This window comes from Methylobacterium sp. 142-1Y (assembly GCF_057747795.1).
Window position 1 is genome coordinate 4984565 of record NZ_CM173224.1, and the last position, 16623, is coordinate 5001187.

The following is a 16623-nucleotide window of genomic DNA, read 5'->3' on the forward strand; positions in this document are numbered from 1 at the left end:
CGCTCCCGCGCGTCAGGCCGGCACCCGGTCGAGGAAGCCGGTCACCTCGGCGAGGCGACCGCCCTCCAGGGTGGCGAAGTCGGTGCCCTCGACCACGCCCTCGCCGCCCTCGGGCGCCAGCGCCCAGGAGAACCGCAGGCGGTCGCCGTAGCCGTCGGGCCGGCCGGCGAGGCGAAAGCGCAGGCCGGGGAAGCGGGCCTGCACGGCGCCGATCAGGGCGTCGAGCCCGTCATGGCCCTCGCCGGCCATCAGCGGGTCGCGATAGCGCGCGCCCTCGGTGAAGGTCTCGGCGAGGAGGGCGCGGCGGCGGGCGGGGTCGGTCTCGTTCCAGGTGTCGAGGTAGCGGGCGGCGAGGGCGGCGGGGTCGGTCATCGGTTCGTCCTTCCTCCAGGGAGCGAGAGGAGAATGGACGGGGGAGCGGGCGCCCGTCGATGACCTCGCAGGTCATCGCGTGACGGCTCGCCTACTCGGTCACGATCACCCGGTTCGGCAACTCGTCGGTGTCGCCGGGCTGCGGCGGGGCGGCCTCGGCCAGGATCGCGCCGGCCGCCGCCACCGCCCGCACCAGGCCTTCCGCCAGGGCGTCGCGGCGCAAGGCCGCCACGAGGTCGTCCAGCACCGGCCGCCAGGAATCGGGGACGGCGCCGACCCCGATATCGGTCACCACGTCGGCGTAGCGCTCGGCGAGCGCGACGTAGATCAGCACGCCGGTGCGGCCGCGCGTGCGGGCAAGGCCCCGCGCGTGGAACTCGTGCTGGGCGGCGGCCCGGGCGCGGGCGCGGCGGAGGAAGCGGGGCAGGGCGCGGGGTAGGCGGGCGAGGGCGGGGGCCGCCGCGAGGCTCAGCAACAACGCCAGGGCGACGACGAGCTGGACCAGGAAGATCCGGGTGGCGGAGAGCCCGGTCAGCAGGATCAGCGGCCAGGGCACGATGAGGGCGCCGGCCAGCGCCAGGGCCGGCGGCAGGCTGCGATAGGCGCCGGAGCGGGCCGCCACCATCACGACGATCTCGCCCGCCGTGCCGCGCTCGGCCGCCGCGATCGCCGCGGCGATGCGGGTGCGCTCCGCCTCGCTCAGGGTCGTCATCGGGTTCCCCAATTCGGGCATCACCAGTCTCCCGAGGCGCCGCCGCCGCCGGACGAGCCGCCGCCGCCCGAGAAGCCGCCACCTCCGCCGAAGCTCCCGCCAAAGCCTCCGCCGAAACCGCCGCTCGGCGGGCCGGGCACGACGATCCAGTTGCCGCCGCTGCGGCGATGCGGCCGCCCCGGGCCGCCACCGCCTCCGGTGAGGAGCCGGACGAGCACGAAGCCGATCACCACGAGCAGGATCAGCACCAGGACCGGATCGAGGCCGCCGCCGGAATCCTCCCGCACCTCGGCGCGGCGCTGCCACTCGGCGGCGTCGCCGGAGAGGATGCCGAGGATCCCGTCGATGCCGGCCCGGATGCCGCCGGGAAAATCCCCGGCCTTGAACTTCGGCGCCACCGCGCTCGCGATGATCACCTTGGTCAGGGCGTCGGTGAGCGCCCCTTCGAGGCCGTAGCCGACCTCGATCCGCACCTTGCGCTCGGTGGGGGCGATGAGGAACAGGACGCCGTTGTTGCGCGCCTTGGTGCCGAGGCCCCAGGCGCGAAACAGGCGGTTGGCAAAATCCTCGACCGAGGTGCCCTGGAGCGACGGCACGGTGGCGACCACGACCTGGTCGGTGGTCTTGTCCTCGTGCGCCTTGAGCGTCTCGGCGAGCGCCGCCTTGTCCTCCGGGCGCAGCAGCCCGGCATTGTCGACCACCCGGCCGGTGAGCGGCGGCAGGTCGAGGGCGCACGCCGCCCCGGTCCAGAGGATCAGCAGGAGGGCGAGGACCGCGCCCGCAGGGCTGCGCATCGCCCTAGAACTTCACGTTCGGCGGGCGGCTGGCATCGGGGGTGGCGGTGAAGGCCTCCATCGGCTTGGCATCGGGATAGAGGGTGGAGGCGATCCAGCGGCCGGGAATGGTGCGGATCTCGGTGTTGTAGGCCTGCACCGCCTGGATGTAGTCGCGCCGCGCCACCGCGATGCGGTTCTCGGTGCCCTCGAGCTGCGATTGCAGGGCGAGGAAATTGGCGTTCGACTTCAGGTCGGGATAGCGCTCGACGGTGACGAGGAGCCGGCCGAGCGCCCCGGAGAGCTGGTTCTGGGCGTCCTGGAACTCGCGGAACTTCTGCGGATCGCTCACCGTCGAGGCGTCGACCTTGACCGAACTCGCCTTGGCGCGGGCCTCGGTGACCTGCACCAGCACGTCCTTCTCCTGCTGGGCGTAGCCCTTCACGGTCTCGACGAGGTTGGGGATCAGGTCGGCGCGGCGCTGGTACTGGTTCTGCACCTCGCCCCAGCGCGACTTCGCCGCCTCCTCCAGGGTCGGCACCCGGTTGACCGCGTCGCAGGCCGTGAGGGTGGTGGCGAGGCTGAGCGCCACGAGGGCGAGGCGCAGGCGGCCGAGGAGAGAGGCGGTCATGGTGGCGGCGAAGCTCCTGGGGCGATGCACGGTTGGGCGGCGCCTGCCGGCGCCGCGAGCGTTGCCGTGGTCACATAGGCGGCATTCCGCCGCGGACCAGCGTCGGGAGCCCCGGGATCGGCCCGTACGACGCGCGGGATTTTGTGCGGCGACGCTTCGGCGTTATGCCCTGGCCGTGGCCGGTGCGGCCGATTCGGGACCGGCATGGCGAAGCGAGCGGCCACAACGACCCAGGCCAAGGCGAAACCGGCCAAGGAGAAGCCGGCCAAGGCGAAACCAGCGAAGACGCCCAAGCCGACCCTCGCGGACCGGCTGCCGGCGCTGGCGGCGCCGGCGGACGGCCCGGCGGACCAGCCGCCCTCGGCGGCCTCGCTGTGGCGCGAGGCGCGCAACGCCGCCGCCCGGGCGCGGCTGGAAAAGTCCCTGCCGGCGGTGTTCCCGCTCCCGGTGCTGCGCCACGCCCTGTCGCGGCCCCTGGTGCCGCCGACGCCGCGGCTCGCCGTCGAGAGCTACTGGCGCCACCACATCCTGCGGGCCGACCGGCTGGCGCGGGCGCTCGCCGCCGCCTCCGGCCAGCCGGAGGGCTGGACCTGGCGCCTCGGCACCTGGAACCCGGAGGAACGGCGCCTCGACAAAAGGCGCCGCGGCAAGGCCGTGGAGGGCCTGTCCGAGACGGCGCTCGCCGAGAAGGGGCTGGCCTTCAGCTTCCGGATGCCGCCGGCGCCGTTCCGCGAGGCGCCCCATGCCCGGGGCAAGGGGCATTGCTGCATCTGCGGCCAGCCGGTCTACCGCTTCGGCTGGCACCGCGACCTGTGGGGGACGGGGACGCCCAACCGCAACGCCGCGTGGCACGCGGCCTGCGTCACCGCCTGGAAGTTCTGGATCGCGCCGGCCGACCATGTGAAGGAGCTGAAGCGCCGCCAGGGCCATCGCTGCGCCCAGTCCGGCAAGCGCCTCCTGAAGACGGCCGAGGTCGACCACCGGGTGCCGCTCTACCGGATCTGGCGCGAGGAGCGGGCGCGGCCCTGGCCCGAACTCCTGGGTTACTGGGGCCTGCCGAACCTCCAGGTGGTCAACCGGGCGATCCACGCCGACAAATGCGCGGCGGAGGCCGGCGAGCGGGCGAGCGTGCGGCGGAGGGCGAGCGAGCCGGAGGCGGGCGACCCCGCTGCCGGCGCGGACTAGGCGGTGTGGACTCTTGGGGTTCCCCTGAGCGGTGAAGAGTGATTCAAGGCTGCTTTTTGGAGGGGCGCCTTGGGAGTTCTGGACCGTCTTGTTCTCGCCGATGCCCAGTGGGAGCGGCTGGCTCCTCTGATCATCGGCCGGCCGGATCAACGCGGCTCGACCGGGCGTGACAACCGGATGTTCGTGGAGGGCGTGCTCTGGATTGTGCGCACCGGCGCGCCGTGGCGCGACCTGCCCGAGGTGTTCGGCGACTGGAACAGCGTGTTCCGCCGCTTCAGTCGCTGGAGCCAGAAAGGCGTGTGGTGGCGCATCTTCGAGGCGATGGCCGATGATCCTGACTTCGAGTACCTGATCGTCGACTCCACGATCGTGCGCGCTCACCAACATGCGGCGGGCGCGAAAAAAGGGGGTCTGATGATCCACCCGATCAGGCGCTGGGCCGGTCCCGCGGCGGCCTGAGCACCAAGATCCACCTCGTCGTACGCGGCCTTGGCTGTCCGGTCCGGTTTGCCCTCACGGCGGGCCAGAAGGGCGATGCGCCCCAGGCCGAGGCGCTGCTGGCGGATCTCCCCGCTGCGGTGGTCCTGGCTGATGCGGCCTACGACAGTAATCGGCTGCGCGAGGCGATTGCCGGCAAGGGCGCGACGGCCGTGATCCCGAACAATCCCTCACGCGCCAAGAAGTACGAACTCGACACGGCACTCTATACCGAGAGGCACCTGATTGAATGCTGCTTCTCCAAGCTCAAACAGTTCCGGCGTGTCGCCACACGCTACGAGAAGACAGCTCGCAACTACGCCGCCGTGGTCACTATCGCCGCTATCGTACTATGGCTCAGGTAACTGTCCACACCGCCTAGGGCCCCGAGCAGGTTTCAGCGGTGGCCGGTTCTGCGACGAAAATCTGCGACGGTCACCGTCCGTCCTCCCCGCGGACCTCATCCTGAGATGCGCGCAAGGCGATCTTCGATCGACCGACACCTCAGGATGAGGTCGAAGGTGGCAAGGACCGGAGCCGCGCGGCAACGGTCCTGTTGTGTCGCGTGTGGCCGGCCACCGGGATTCCGTTCAACGCGGGACGATGTGCAGCCCGTCATCCGGCAGCAGGTTGCGGGCCGGGCCGCCGGTCTGCTGGCCGCCGCCCTGCTGGTAGGCGGGCAGTTCGGGGCGGCGGTCGTTGTCGCCGCCGGTATCGTAGACCCAGGGCGCGGACCAGGGCGCGCGGCCGCCGACGGTGCCGGTGGCGTCGATGTCGCGCGGGCCGTAGCGGTAGGCCGGGCCGGGCTGGGCGGAGGCCGCAAGGGGGGCGACGAGCGTCGTCGCCAGCAGGGCGGCGGGGATCAGGAGGGTCCGGAGGGGGCGCATCGGCATCCTTTCCGAGGGGCTTTTCGTCCGAGGGGTTTCGGGCCGGGGACGGCCCGATTGCCGGGTTAACGGCCAGGCTGGGTCCGCCGTTCCGGTGCGGCAGGGATGCGCCACCCTGCGGCCGGCCCGGTTAAGGCTTCGGTCGCGGCGTCCCGGCAGGCGGCGTCAGCCGCGCCGCAGCTTGGCGTAGCGCTTGAGCACCCGCTCGCGCTTGAGGCGCGACAGGCGCTCGATCCAGAACAGGCCGTCGAGCTGGTCGATCTCGTGCTGCAGGCAGGCGGCGGCGAAACCCTCTTCCTCGGCCTCGTGCGCCGTGCCGTCGAGGTCGTGGAAGCGGACCCGCACCCGGGCCGGGCGCTCGACCTCCTCGTCGACGCCCGGCATCGAGACGCTGCCCTCGCGGTGGCGGGCGGTCTCGGGCGAGGCCCAGACCAGTTCCGGGTTGACGTAAGTCCGCGGCGCGAAGTCGAGCGTCGCCCGGATGACGGTCACCCGCACCGGCGCGCCGACATGCGGGCCGGTGAGGCCGAGCGCCGAGACCGACCGCAGCGTGTCGAGCAGGTCGCCCGCGACGGCCCGCAAGGCCTCGTCGAAGACCGTAACCGGGGGCGGGGCCAGGCGCAGGCGCGGGTCCGGGTAGAGCACCAGGGGGAGGGCGGTCATCGGGGGTCCGTCTTTCAGCGGGTGTGGAACGAGTCGGGCCACAGGCCGGCCCGCTCGATGCCGACGACCAGCACCACCACGGCGAGCGCCACCGCGAGGGCGACCAGCAGGTTGCGGCCCGGCACGCCCCGGGCGATCAGCACGAGCACCAGCAATAGGGAGATGACCGAGACGGCGATGTCCATGGGAATCCTTGGGGTGCGGGGGCTGATGGGGTGCGAGGGGCCGGGGCGCGGCCCCTTCGGCCCGGCCGGGCGTCCGGTGCCTGACCAAACCGTAATCTACGGGCCACGGCGCAGTCAGGCCCGCCGACCATAATGGCCCCATCGAACGGCAGCGAGCGCCGCCTTCGCCACACGGAGCCTCAAGAAACCGATGTCCCAGACCACCGAGACTTCCCGCGAGACCCGCCGCGAGCCCAGCCGCTTCCACCGCAAGGCCCTCGCCTCCGTGGCCGCCGTCACCCTCGTCGCCACCGGGGCGCTCGGCACCGCCATCCTGCCCTCCAGCACCCCGGCCTACGCCCAGGCCCTGCCGCAGACCCCGATCACCACGACCGAGCACCCGCCGGGCAGCTTCGCGCCGATCGTCAACCGGGTGAAGCCGGGCGTGGTCTCGGTGAAGGTGAAGCTGAAGGACGACGCCTCGGACGACGAGGAGGGCGGCGGCCAGCCGAACCTCCAGAACGTCCCGCCGCAGCTGCGCGACTTCTTCCGCCGCTTCGGCGAGGGCGGGCCCGGCGGCATGCAGCGCCCGCAGCGCCACGGTGGCGGCGCGGCGCAGGGCTCCGGCTTCTTCATCTCGGCCGACGGCTACGTGGTGACCAACAACCACGTGGTGAACAACGCCAAGTCGGTCGAAGTGACCCTCGACGACGGCCGCACCCTGCCGGCCAAGATCATCGGCACCGACCCGAAGACCGATCTGGCGCTGCTCAAGGTCACCGACGGCGCACCATTCCCCTACGTGAAGCTGTCGCACGGCGCGCCGCAGGTCGGCGACTGGGTGGTGGCGATCGGCAATCCCTTCGGCTTGGGGGGCACGGTCACCGCCGGCATCGTCTCGGCCCGCGGCCGCGACATCGGCGCCGGCCCCTACGACGACTTCCTGCAGATCGACGCGCCGATCAACAAGGGCAATTCCGGCGGGCCGACCTTCGACGTCAAGGGCGAGGTGGTGGGCGTGAACACCGCGATCGCCTCGCCGTCGGGTGGCAATGTGGGCCTCGCCTTCGCGATTCCCTCGGAGACGGTGCAGGCGGTGGTCGACCAGCTGCGCGCCGACGGCAAGGTCGCCCGCGGCTATCTCGGCCTCCAGATCCAGCCGGTGACGAAGGACATCGCCGACAGCCTCGGCCTCGACAAGGCCAAGGGCGCGCTGGTGAACAGCGCCCAGGACGGCACGCCCGCCGCCAAGGCCGGGCTCAAGGCCGGCGACGTGGTGCAGGCGGTGAACGGCGAGCCGGTGACCGATGCCCGCGAGCTGTCGCGCAAGATCGCCTCGCTGAAGCCCGGCACCAAGGTGGACCTCACCTATGTCCGGAGCGGAAAGACCGAGACCGCCCAGGTGACCCTCGGCACGCTGCCGAACGACACCAAGGTGGCGAGCGCCAACGACAATGGCGGCAGCCGCGGCGACAGCCAGCCGCGGCTGGGCCTCAGCCTCGCCCCGGCGGCCCAGGTCGGCGCCGGCCAGGAGGGCGTCGCGGTGGTCGGCGTCGATCCGGACGGCCCGGCGGCGGCCAAGGGCATCCAGGAGGGCGATGTCATCCTCGATGTCGGCGGCCAGCCGGTCTCGACCCTGTCCGACGTCGCCGGTCGCATCCGCGCCGCGGAGAGCGACGGCCGCAAGGCGGTGCTGATGCGGATCAAGAACGACAAGGGCACCCGCTTCGTGGCGATCGGCCTGCAGACCAAGAACGGCTGATCCCGGCTTTCGGTCACGAAAGCGAGCGCCGGCCCCGCGAGGGGCCGGCGTTCTCGTGTCTCGGGCCATTCGTTGCGCGCTGCGCCCGTGAAGGCGTCCCGACGACGCGCATCAGGTAGTGCGGTAAAACCGAAGCGCCGGGGGCGGGGGCCTGACGCAGGTACCGGAAGGGGTTATCCTGCACCTCAGGAGCAGCACCTCCCGCATGCGACACGGCAGGAGCCGTACGATGACGCCCCCCCGATCGCCTGGCACGCCCCAGTCACTGGACGACATCGTGGTCTCGAACCCGGCCATCCTCGCGGGCCGCCGGGTCTTTCGCGGCACGCGCGTGCCGGTCGAGGTCGTGTTCGAGAACCTGGCCGACGGCCTGTCTCTGGACGAGATCCTGGATACCTACGAGGCCTTGAACCGGGACGACGTCGTGGCCGTGCTCGAATTCGCCGCGCAGGCGGTCGCCGGCCCGAGGGCGGCGTGAAGACGGTCGTCGACGAGGGCGTTCCACGCCAGCTCGTCCAGGCCTTGCGCGATCACGGGATCGACGCCGACCGCTTTCCCCGACCATGGGCAGCGCTCGGCAACGGCGCATTGCTCAAGACGATCGAGGAGGCCGGCTTCTCGGTGCTCGTCACCAACGACAAGAACATGGCCTATCAGCAGAGCCTCCAGGGCCGCTCCATCGCGGTCGTGGCCCTGCCATACAACAAGCGACGCCTGATCCTGGAGCGGGTCGAGGCCATCGCGGACACGATCACGCACGCGAAGCCGGGCGAGCATGTCGTCATCGGCCTGGATGGGCGACGTATCATCCACTCCGTCATCAATGGCATGCCTGTCTCGCGCGAATTGCCGGCCGTCGCACCATTCAAAGCGCGCTGAAAGAAGATGCGCCTCGTCGAGCGGACGACTCTTCGTCCGGATATTCTTGGCGTCCGGATACCTTTTGGTCAGACCATCTCGCGCACATTGGCAGCCGGTAGGCTGTTCACGATGCGCCGCGCCGGGCGCGACGCCCGAAATCGACACTTAATCCCGGATTTTCGGCCTCTGCGTCACGATCAAGCACCGCGGAACCACGCTTTCTCCCTGGGCTTCCCCTGCACGAGGACGGGGTGCGCCCAACGAGCCGCGCCCCGGACTGCCCCCGCCCACGCATCGACGGAGCAGCCCTGTGACCATCTCGAGCCGCCAGGAAGCCCGCCTGCTGACCGCCGACGAGGCCGAGCTCGTCGGCCGGTCGCATCATCCCCGCATCCAGGATATCGCCGACCGCGACCTCGACGACCTGATCCACCGCCTGCGCGAGCGCCGGGACCGGGCGCGCGGGATCGCCCACCGTCAGCGCCGCGAGATCCGCGGACGGGCGGCGCCCTCGGGCGCGCGGCCGGCCTCGGACGACACCGCCTCGCGGCAGAAGGCGGGGCTGCTCGCCTCGGCCGTCAAGCGCGCCAACAAGGAGCGGGAGCGCCGCCGCACCGCCGAGGCCCGCGGCAGCCTGGTCTCCCATGCCCGGCGCGCCCTGGCGCTGCGGCAGGAGGCCGGCGATCCGGCCGCCGACCAGCCGGAATCGCGCACCGCGCACGAGGGCATGACCCCGATCCCGAACGAGAGCCTGGCCCCGTCCGGCGCGCTCCAGCAGGAGGGACAGGAGATCGCCATGCGCCGGGGCGGTGGACCGCGCTGAACCGTCCAGGCGACGCGGCTTTGGGGGCGACACGGTTTTCGGGGCGTTCCGTCCCGAAGGCCGAGTCGCGTCCATCGTCGCCGGGCGAGGGGCCGGTCCGCTCGCCCGATCCCCCCGCACGGAGCCATGATTCACAATTCGCATAAGGAATCTTATGGAACCAGAATGCCGAGTGGGGCCTGACGGGAGTATTCTCCGGGCGTGTCCGAGGCCCGTCGGCCCGTGCTTCGGATATCCTTCTGTCCGACGCGAATCAGGTGCAGGATGCCGGTTATGACCGACCTTCTCGAAGAAGCCGTCGCGCGCGTCCGCTCGCAAGCGCAGGACGATGTCGCTCGTGCCATGCTGGCCGTCCTCGACGATGAGCGGAGCCTCGTCGTTCTCAGCCCCGAGGAGAAGGCGTCGTTCGCCACGTCCCTCGCGCAGGCCGAGCGGGGCGAGTTCGCCAGCGACGAGGAGGTCGCAGCGATCTGGGCGAAACATGACCTCTGAACCGGTGTACCCACCGACCGCCAACCTCTTTTCCGGCCTGCCCGCCACGCCTCAGCCCGATGAACGGGTCGACCTCCTGGCCCAAACCCCGCACGCTCGCATCGAGCGGATCGTCTCGACCGGCCAGGCCAGCCCGCCGGGCTTCTGGTACGACCAGCCCTGGGACGAATGGGTCGTGCTGCTCTCAGGGAGCGCCGGCCTGCACCTGCACGGCGAGACGGCGCCCCGGCGGCTTAGCCCCGGCGACCACCTGCTGATCCCGGCGCGGCTGCGCCACCGGGTCGAGTGGACCAGCCCCGACGAACCGACGCTCTGGCTCGCGGTCCATCTCCGGCCGGCGGATCAGCCGTCGACCGTCACCGACAGCCCGTCATAGGCCGGCACCACCCCGGGCGGCAGGCGCCGGCGCAAGGTCTCGTAATCGAGGTCGGTGTGGAGGTTGGTCAGGATGGCGCGGCGCGGCGCCACCTCCTCGATCAGCGCCAGGGCGTCGGACACCGAGAAATGGGTCGGATGGGGCGAGTCGCGCAGCGCATCGACGATCAGGAGGTCGAGGTTGCGCAAACGGGCCTTGGCCGCGTCGGGCATGGTGCTGACGTCGGGCGCGTAGGCCGCATCGGCGAAGCGGAAGCCCAACGCCTTCTCCTCGGGCCCGTGCTCCATCGTGAAGGCGGTCGCCGTCACCGTCCCGCCCGGGCCCGCGACGGTCACCGGCGTGCCGGTCTCGAGCGCGTGCAGGTCGAGGATCGGCGGGTAGAGGCTGCCTTCCCGCGAGGTGAAGCAATAGGCGAAGCGGGCGCGCAGCAAAGCCGAGGTGTCCGCATCGGCATGGACCGGGATGCGCCGGCGCATGTGGATCACCAGCGGGCGCACGTCGTCGATGCCGTGGGTGTGGTCGGCGTGGGAATGGGTGAACAGGATGCCGTCGAGGCGCTGCACCCCGGCGTCGAGGAGCTGCTCGCGCAGGTCCGGCGAGGTGTCGACGAGAACGGTGGTCGCCTGGTCTTCCGCGTCCCGGCGCTCGACCAGGAGCGAGCAGCGCCGGCGCCGGTTGCGCGAATCGGCCGGGTCGCAGGCGCCCCAGCCATAGCCGACCCGCGGCACGCCGCCCGAGGAGCCGCAGCCCAGGATGCGAAGGGTCAGGGTCGGCATGCGGTCAGAGCCCTCGGCTGTGCGCGGCGGCCTTGTCGAACAGGCGGTCGAAATTGGCGGTGGTGAGGCTCGCCAGCGCGTCGGGGGCAAGCCCCACGGTCTCGGCCAGCACCCGGGCGGTGTCGGCGACGAAGGCCGGCTCGTTCGGCCGGCCCCGATGCGGCACCGGCGCCAGATAGGGCGCGTCGGTCTCGACCAGAAGGCGCTCGTGCGGGACGCTTTTCGCGATCGACCGGATCTCGTCCGAGTTGCGGAAGGTGACGATGCCGGAGAACGACACGAACAGGCCGAGCTCGACCCCGATCTCGGCCAGCCGCCGCCCCGACGAGAAGCAGTGCAGCACCGCCTTGAACGGCCCGCGCGCCATCTCCTCGGTGAGGATGCGGCCGACGTCCTCGTCCGCCTCGCGGGCGTGGATGACGAGCGGCAGCCCGCTCTCGCGCGCGGCCGCGATGTGGGTGCGAAAGACCTTCTGCTGAACGTCCCGGGGCGCGGTGTCGTAATGGTAGTCGAGCCCCGCCTCGCCGATGCCGATGCAGCGCGGATGGCGCGACAGAGCGACGATCTCGCTCGCCGGCACGTCCGGCTCCTCGCCCGCCTGATGCGGGTGGGTGCCGATCGTGAAGAAAACCTCCGGGTGGGCCTCGCTCAGGGCCCGGTAGGTCTCGAACCGGGCGACACGGGTCGAGATCGTCACCATCCGGTCGATCCCGGCGGCCTTGGCGCGGGCCAGCACCTCGGGCAGCCGCTCGGCGAGGCCGGGCGAGTCGAGGTGGCAATGGCTGTCGACCAGGCTCACGCCTCGGGCTCCACGTAGCGCGGGAAGATCGGGCTCGGCGCCGGCAGGCTCGTGCCGGGCACGAGGCGATGCTCCGGCCCGACATCGGCGAGCTTGCGCGCGTCCGGCGCCACCGCCAGCAGGTCGAGGAGCCGCGCGGCGGCGTTCGGGATGAAGGGCTGGACCAGGATGCCGACCGCCCGCAGCACCTCGGCGGTGGTGTAGAGCACTGCTTCCATCCGGGCCGGGTCGGTCTTGCGCAGGGCCCACGGCTCCTGGCCGGCGAAGTAGCGGTTGGCCTCGGCCACCACGGCCCAGATCTCGGCCAGCACCGCGTGCAGGGCGAGGTCCTGCATCAGCCCCCTCGCCTTCTCCGGCAGCGCGTCGGCGAGCGCGATGAGCGCCCGATCGGCCGAGGACGGCTCGCCGGCTTGCGGCACCTGCCCCCCGCAATTGCGGGCGATCATGGTCAGCGAGCGCTGGGCGAGGTTGCCGAGGTCGTTGGCGAGGTCGGCATTGAGCCGGTTGACGATCGCCTCGTGCGAGTAGCTGCCGTCCTGGCCGAACGGCACCTCGCGCAGCACGAAGTAGCGCAGGGGATCGACGCCGTAGATGTCGGCCAGCCCCACCGGGTCGACGACGTTGCCGACCGACTTCGACATCTTCTCTCCCTTGTTGAGGAGGAAGCCGTGACCGAAGACGCGCTTGGGCACCGGGAGACCGGCCGACATCAGGAAGGCCGGCCAGTAGACCGCGTGGAAACGGATGATGTCCTTGCCGATGACGTGGAGGTCGGCCGGCCAGTGGCGCCAGCGCGGGTCGCCCTCGTCGGGAAAGCCGCAGGAGGTGATGTAGTTGGTCAGCGCGTCGACCCAGACATACATCACGTGGGCCGGGTTGCCCGGCACCGGGACGCCCCAGTCGAAGGTGGTGCGGCTGACGGATAAATCCTGGAGGCCGGAGCGGACGAAGCTCGTCACCTCGTTGCGGCGCGAATCGGGGCCGATGAAGTCCGGGTTCGCCTCGTAGAGGGCGAGCAGGCGCTCGCCATAGGCCGAGAGCCGGAAGAAATAGCTCTCCTCCTCGACCCACTCGACCGGCGTGCCGGTCTTCTCGGCCCGGCGGCTGCCGTCGGCTGAGGTGACGAGCTCGGATTCGTCGTAATAGGCCTCGTCGCGGACCGAGTACCAGCCGGCATACTTGGCGAGGTAGATGTCGCCGTTCTCCTCCATCCGGCGCCACAGCGCTTGAGCGGAGGCGATGTGGTCGGCATCGGTGGTGCGGATGAAGCGGTCGAACGAGCAGTCGAGCCGCTCGGCCATGGCGCGGAAGCGCGGCGCCATATCGTCGACGAAGGCGCGCGGGCTGATCCCGGCCTTGGCGGCGGTCTGCTGGATCTTGAGGCCGTGCTCGTCGGTGCCGGTGGTGAAGAACACGTCGTAACCGTCGAGGCGCTTGAAGCGCGCGATGGCATCGGCGGCGATCACCTCGTAGGCATGCCCGATATGCGGCACCCCGTTGGGGTACGAGATGGCGGTGGTGATGAAGTACGGCTCGCCCGCCACGACTTGGGTTCCCGGATAGGAGGCTTCGGATCGGTCGGGGCGCCCGCGGGGCGCCCATCCGAGCCTTAGAGCAAATTCGGGCGGCGGTGCCCACCCCCCGGGACGGCTCTTCCTCCGCCGCCGCTCACTCCGGCGCTCAGGCGCCCACCGCCCACCGGCACGGCTCGTCCGTCATCGTCCCGCGGGCCTGCGCCTCGGCGTGCCGCGCCGCCCGGTCGAGGCGGACCGCGTGGTTGATGATCGCCATGTGGGTGAACCCTTGCGGGACGTTGCCGCGCTGCTCGCCCGTCCCGGCGTCGATCTCCTCGGCGAACAGCCCGAGGTCGTTGCCCCGCGCCAGCAGCCGCGCGAAGAGCGGCTCGGCCTCCTCCGTGCGCCCGGCGAGCGCCAGGCAGCCGACGCGCCAGAAGGCGCAGGCCGCGAAGGTCGCCTCCGGGTGCGCGAACCCGTCGGCGTTGCGGTAGCGGTAGATCAGGTCGCCGTCGCCGAGGCCTTCGCTCACCGCACGAAGCGTCGCGGCGACCCGGGGCGACCCGGCGTCGAAGGCGCCGAACAGCACCGTGCGCAAAACCGCCGCGTCGAGGTCGTCGGAGCCGTAAGACTGGGTGTAGGCCCCGACGTGGGCGTTCCAGCCCTTCTCGTGGTACTCGGCCCGGATCTCGGCGGCGGCCCTTCGCCATTCCTCGACCCGCTCGGGCGCCGCCACGTCGAGGCGTCCGGCGATCTGCACCGCCCGGTCGAGGGCGACCCAGAGCATGCCCTTGGTGTGCAGGATCTGGCGCGTCTCGTCGCGCAACTCCCAGATGCCGTGATCGGCGGCGTGGCGGCAGCGGATGACGTGATCGGTGAGGTGCCCGAGCACCTCGGGCAGATGGTCGTTGACCTTCACCGGCGGGTCGTAGTCGACGGCGTCGAGGAAGGCGTGGAGCGCCACCAGGAACTCGCCGTAGATGTCGTACTGGTGCTGGCCCGAGGCCGCGTTGCCGATCCGCACCGGGGCGCAGCCGCGCCAGCCGCGCAGGTGGTCGAGGATCTCCTCCTCCGGTACGCGCCCGTTGATGCCGTACATCAGTTCCAGGTCGCGGCCGCGGGTCCCGTCGGCGTCGCGCAGGAAGCGCAGGAACTCCGCCGCCTCGCGCAGGTAGCCGAGATTGACGAAGGCCGTGACGGTGAAGCTCGCATCCCGCATCCAGACGTAGCGGTAATCGAAGTTGCGGGTGCCCGGCACCGCCTCCGGCAGGCTGGTGGTGGCGGCCGCGATGATCCCGCCGGAGGGGGCGTGGGTCAGGAGCTTGAGCACGAGTGCGCTGCGCACGACGTCGTCGCGGTGCGGCCCGTCATAGGTGCAGCGGCCGGACCATTCCTGCCAGTAGCGTTCCGTCGCCGACAGGCTCGCGGCGACCTGCCCGATATCGCCGTCGTCGTCCTCGCGGTGGGAGAGGACCAGCGTCGCCCCCTCCCCGGCCGCCAAGGAGAATGCCGCCTCGACCCGGTCGCCGGCGATCGTCAGCGGCACCGTGGCGGCGACGCGCACGCCCTCGGGCTTCGAGAGCCGCCGGCACAGGACCATCCCGCCCGCTTCCGCGTCGAGGACGGCGCCGTCGCGGGCGTAGTCGAAGGTCGGGCGGACCCGGAAGCGGCCGGTCACCGTGCCGGCCTCGCAGGTGGCGAGGCGCAGGATCCGGCCGTGGGGCGCGCCGTCCGGGCCCTCGTCCGGGACCGCGTCGAGGGGATGCAGCGGCATGAGATCGGTGAGCGTCAGGCGGCCGGTCGCGGTGACGAAGGTGGTCTCCAGGATGGTGGTGCCGGGGCGGTAGCGCCGATGCGTCTCGCGCAACCCCTCGAGCAGGATCTCGCAGGCCCCGCCCTTCTCCTCGTCGAGGAGGCGCAGGAAGACGGCCGGGCTGTCGTGGCAGGGCCAGCACAGCCAGTCGATCGACCCGTCCCGGGCGACGAGCGCCGTCGTGCAGGTATCGCCGATGATGGCGTAGTCCTCGATCGGCCGGTCCGTCACGTCGCCTCGCTGCCAACATGGGTTAAAGCGCGGGGGTAACGGTCCGCCGGGAGGGCGGTTTCGGGGCGCGACGGTATGTGCCGGGCCGCGAGGGACCATCGGCCGATCCGATGGGGCTCGATCCAGTCAGACTCAATCCAGCCAGGGTCAATCCAGCCAGGTGCAGGCGACGGCCAGGGACGCGATGGCGAGGACGGTGCGACGCTCGTCGCGGATGGTCACGAACAGGTGGAGCCGGTCCTGGCGGCGGGCCTCGTCGCGGGCGATGTCGGCCAGGATCCGCATGGCATGGGCCTGGGCGGCCTCGCGGCTCGGCCAGTCGCTGCCCTCGTCGTCGCGATGCGACAGGTCGTGGTCGTTGATGTCGAAGAAGTAGTGCGGCACGGGTTGCCCCAATGTGTGAGGGGGCCTCCGGACCGAATCTCCGAAGCCCACCGGCCGGCCCTGCCGATCGGGGCCCGGTGACGATTGACTAGGCCGACCCGACAATCCCCGCCCTCGCAAATGTTTATCGAACGCGATTTTCCCTCTCGCTTCAAACAAGTATGAAAATTACCAGATTATGCCACCATCGACTGGCGCCCGCTTGCGTCAGCGCATGCCGGCGGCGGGTCCTCCGCTGCGGCCTGGTCGCGAGGTTGCATCCGCTCGGCCACGATACAACCGTGCCCGTGGCTTTCTCGGCCGGCCCGACATACGATAGGCTGGCGCCCCGCGACGGCCGCGCTTCGGCCGGGAGCGACCGCGCGGTCCCGACGGCCCGGGGGCGGGCAGCGGGGCGGCATCCGCCAAGGACGGCCGCGAAGGCACGGACGGCCGCGAAGGAAGGACGGCACCCCTGCGGCTCTCGCTCTACACCGACCTGTCGCTGCGCCTGCTGCTCTACCTCGCGGCGGTGGAGGCCGGCGCCTGGACGACGACGCCGGCCGTCGCCCGCGCCTTCGGGGTGTCGCTGCACCATCTCCAGAAGGTGGCGCGGGGGCTCGCCGGCGCCGGCTACATCGTGGCGCGGCAGGGCCGCGCCGGCGGCGTGCGCCTGGCCCTGCCGCCGGAGGCGGTGCGGCTCGGCGCCGTAGTGGCGGAACTCGAAGGTCTCGGCTGCCTCGTCGAATGCGCCCGCGGCCCCTGCCCGCTCGCCGGCCGCTGCCTGCTCAAGCACGCCCTCGACGCGGCCGAGCGGAGCTTCATCCGCGAACTCGACCGCTTCACCCTGGCCGACGTCCTCGCCGGGCCGACCGGGGCGGCCCTGCGGGAGATGATCGGGCGGGAGGCCGACGGGGCGGCGGAGCCGGGTTCGTAGGGCCGCTCCTTG

At 71.6% G+C, this 16623-nt stretch carries 20 protein-coding genes and 1 pseudogene; 9 read left to right on the forward strand and 12 right to left on the reverse strand.

Annotated elements, in window-relative coordinates:
• Positions 1-12: 12 nt before the first annotated feature.
• From AC3AOF_RS22930 to AC3AOF_RS22945, 4 genes are all read right to left on the reverse strand, one after another.
• Entirely contained in the window at positions 13-372 is a 360-nt protein-coding gene (locus tag AC3AOF_RS22930) for a nuclear transport factor 2 family protein (protein ID WP_236988733.1), read from the reverse strand.
• 91 nt (positions 373-463) lie between these two features.
• Entirely contained in the window at positions 464-1105 is a 642-nt protein-coding gene (locus AC3AOF_RS22935) for a hypothetical protein (protein ID WP_236988732.1), read from the reverse strand.
• Positions 1105-1878 carry a TPM domain-containing protein gene (locus tag AC3AOF_RS22940; RefSeq protein WP_236988731.1) on the reverse strand — a complete coding sequence of 258 codons (774 nt, stop codon included), beginning with the start codon at positions 1876-1878 and terminating at the stop codon, positions 1105-1107. The genes AC3AOF_RS22935 and AC3AOF_RS22940 overlap by 1 nt, the downstream gene beginning before the upstream one ends.
• Positions 1879-1882: 4 nt before the next feature.
• Positions 1883-2488, reverse strand: coding sequence for a LemA family protein (locus AC3AOF_RS22945; RefSeq protein WP_236988730.1), 606 nt, complete (start codon positions 2486-2488; stop codon positions 1883-1885).
• A 204-nt stretch (positions 2489-2692) separates the two neighbouring features.
• Between AC3AOF_RS22945 and AC3AOF_RS22950 the strand changes: the two genes are divergently transcribed.
• Both AC3AOF_RS22950 and AC3AOF_RS22955 read left to right on the forward strand, forming a co-directional pair.
• Complete coding sequence (locus AC3AOF_RS22950) at positions 2693-3673, forward strand: hypothetical protein (RefSeq protein WP_236988729.1); 981 nt, start codon at positions 2693-2695, stop codon at positions 3671-3673.
• 69 nt (positions 3674-3742) lie between these two features.
• Positions 3743-4515, forward strand: a pseudogene (locus AC3AOF_RS22955) (IS5 family transposase).
• A gap of 225 nt (positions 4516-4740) precedes the next feature.
• On the opposite strand, the gene AC3AOF_RS22960 reads toward AC3AOF_RS22955, so the two are convergent.
• The 3 genes from AC3AOF_RS22960 to AC3AOF_RS22970 form a co-directional block, all read right to left on the reverse strand.
• A complete protein-coding gene (locus tag AC3AOF_RS22960; protein ID WP_488346607.1) occupies positions 4741-5037 on the reverse strand; it encodes a hypothetical protein in 297 nt (98 codons plus the stop codon).
• 165 nt (positions 5038-5202) lie between these two features.
• A complete protein-coding gene (locus tag AC3AOF_RS22965; RefSeq protein WP_236988727.1) occupies positions 5203-5700 on the reverse strand; it encodes a peptide deformylase in 498 nt (165 codons plus the stop codon).
• Positions 5701-5714: 14 nt separating this feature from the next.
• Positions 5715-5885 carry a hypothetical protein gene (locus AC3AOF_RS22970; protein WP_236988726.1) on the reverse strand — a complete coding sequence of 57 codons (171 nt, stop codon included), beginning with the start codon at positions 5883-5885 and terminating at the stop codon, positions 5715-5717.
• Positions 5886-6075: 190 nt separating this feature from the next.
• Here AC3AOF_RS22970 and AC3AOF_RS22975 point away from each other — a divergent pair, with 190 nt between their 5' ends.
• The 6 genes from AC3AOF_RS22975 to AC3AOF_RS23000 all read left to right on the forward strand — a co-directional run bounded on the left by AC3AOF_RS22975 (position 6076) and on the right by AC3AOF_RS23000 (position 10178).
• On the forward strand, positions 6076-7626 hold the full coding sequence (locus AC3AOF_RS22975) for a Do family serine endopeptidase (RefSeq protein WP_236988725.1): 1551 nt from the start codon (positions 6076-6078) through the stop codon (positions 7624-7626).
• A 229-nt stretch (positions 7627-7855) separates the two neighbouring features.
• On the forward strand, positions 7856-8104 hold the full coding sequence (locus AC3AOF_RS22980; protein WP_236988724.1) for a DUF433 domain-containing protein: 249 nt from the start codon (positions 7856-7858) through the stop codon (positions 8102-8104).
• Positions 8101-8505: a hypothetical protein gene (locus AC3AOF_RS22985; RefSeq protein WP_488346608.1), complete on the forward strand. Its 405-nt coding sequence runs from the start codon at positions 8101-8103 to the stop codon at positions 8503-8505. The genes AC3AOF_RS22980 and AC3AOF_RS22985 overlap by 4 nt, the downstream gene beginning before the upstream one ends.
• Positions 8506-8797: 292 nt before the next feature.
• The gene (locus tag AC3AOF_RS22990; protein WP_488346609.1) at positions 8798-9310 is read left to right on the forward strand and encodes a hypothetical protein; all 513 of its coding nucleotides are present in this window, start codon (positions 8798-8800) and stop codon (positions 9308-9310) included.
• 273 nt (positions 9311-9583) lie between these two features.
• Positions 9584-9802 carry a hypothetical protein gene (locus tag AC3AOF_RS22995; RefSeq protein WP_488346610.1) on the forward strand — a complete coding sequence of 73 codons (219 nt, stop codon included), beginning with the start codon at positions 9584-9586 and terminating at the stop codon, positions 9800-9802.
• The gene (locus AC3AOF_RS23000) at positions 9792-10178 is read left to right on the forward strand and encodes a cupin domain-containing protein (RefSeq protein ID WP_236988720.1); all 387 of its coding nucleotides are present in this window, start codon (positions 9792-9794) and stop codon (positions 10176-10178) included. Before AC3AOF_RS22995 ends, AC3AOF_RS23000 begins: the two co-directional genes overlap by 11 nt.
• On the opposite strand, the gene AC3AOF_RS23005 is transcribed toward AC3AOF_RS23000, so the two are convergent.
• The 5 genes from AC3AOF_RS23005 to AC3AOF_RS23025 all read right to left on the reverse strand — a co-directional run bounded on the left by AC3AOF_RS23005 (position 10145) and on the right by AC3AOF_RS23025 (position 15695).
• A complete protein-coding gene (locus AC3AOF_RS23005; protein WP_236988719.1) occupies positions 10145-10954 on the reverse strand; it encodes an MBL fold metallo-hydrolase in 810 nt (269 codons plus the stop codon). The genes AC3AOF_RS23000 and AC3AOF_RS23005 overlap by 34 nt on opposite strands.
• 4 nt (positions 10955-10958) lie before the next feature.
• Complete coding sequence (locus AC3AOF_RS23010; RefSeq protein WP_488346611.1) at positions 10959-11753, reverse strand: TatD family hydrolase; 795 nt, start codon at positions 11751-11753, stop codon at positions 10959-10961.
• Positions 11750-13297 (reverse strand): methionine--tRNA ligase, encoded by a 1548-nt coding sequence (gene metG, locus AC3AOF_RS23015; protein ID WP_488346612.1) that lies wholly within the window; start codon positions 13295-13297, stop codon positions 11750-11752. Before metG ends, AC3AOF_RS23010 begins: the two co-directional genes overlap by 4 nt.
• Positions 13298-13433: 136 nt before the next feature.
• Positions 13434-15311, reverse strand: coding sequence for a glycoside hydrolase family 15 protein (locus AC3AOF_RS23020; protein WP_488346613.1), 1878 nt, complete (start codon positions 15309-15311; stop codon positions 13434-13436).
• Positions 15312-15458: 147 nt separating this feature from the next.
• Positions 15459-15695: a DUF6894 family protein gene (locus AC3AOF_RS23025; protein ID WP_236988715.1), complete on the reverse strand. Its 237-nt coding sequence runs from the start codon at positions 15693-15695 to the stop codon at positions 15459-15461.
• A gap of 511 nt (positions 15696-16206) precedes the next feature.
• Here AC3AOF_RS23025 and AC3AOF_RS23030 point away from each other — a divergent pair.
• Positions 16207-16611, forward strand: coding sequence for an RrF2 family transcriptional regulator (locus AC3AOF_RS23030; protein WP_488346614.1), 405 nt, complete (start codon positions 16207-16209; stop codon positions 16609-16611).
• Positions 16612-16623 lie beyond the last annotated feature (12 nt).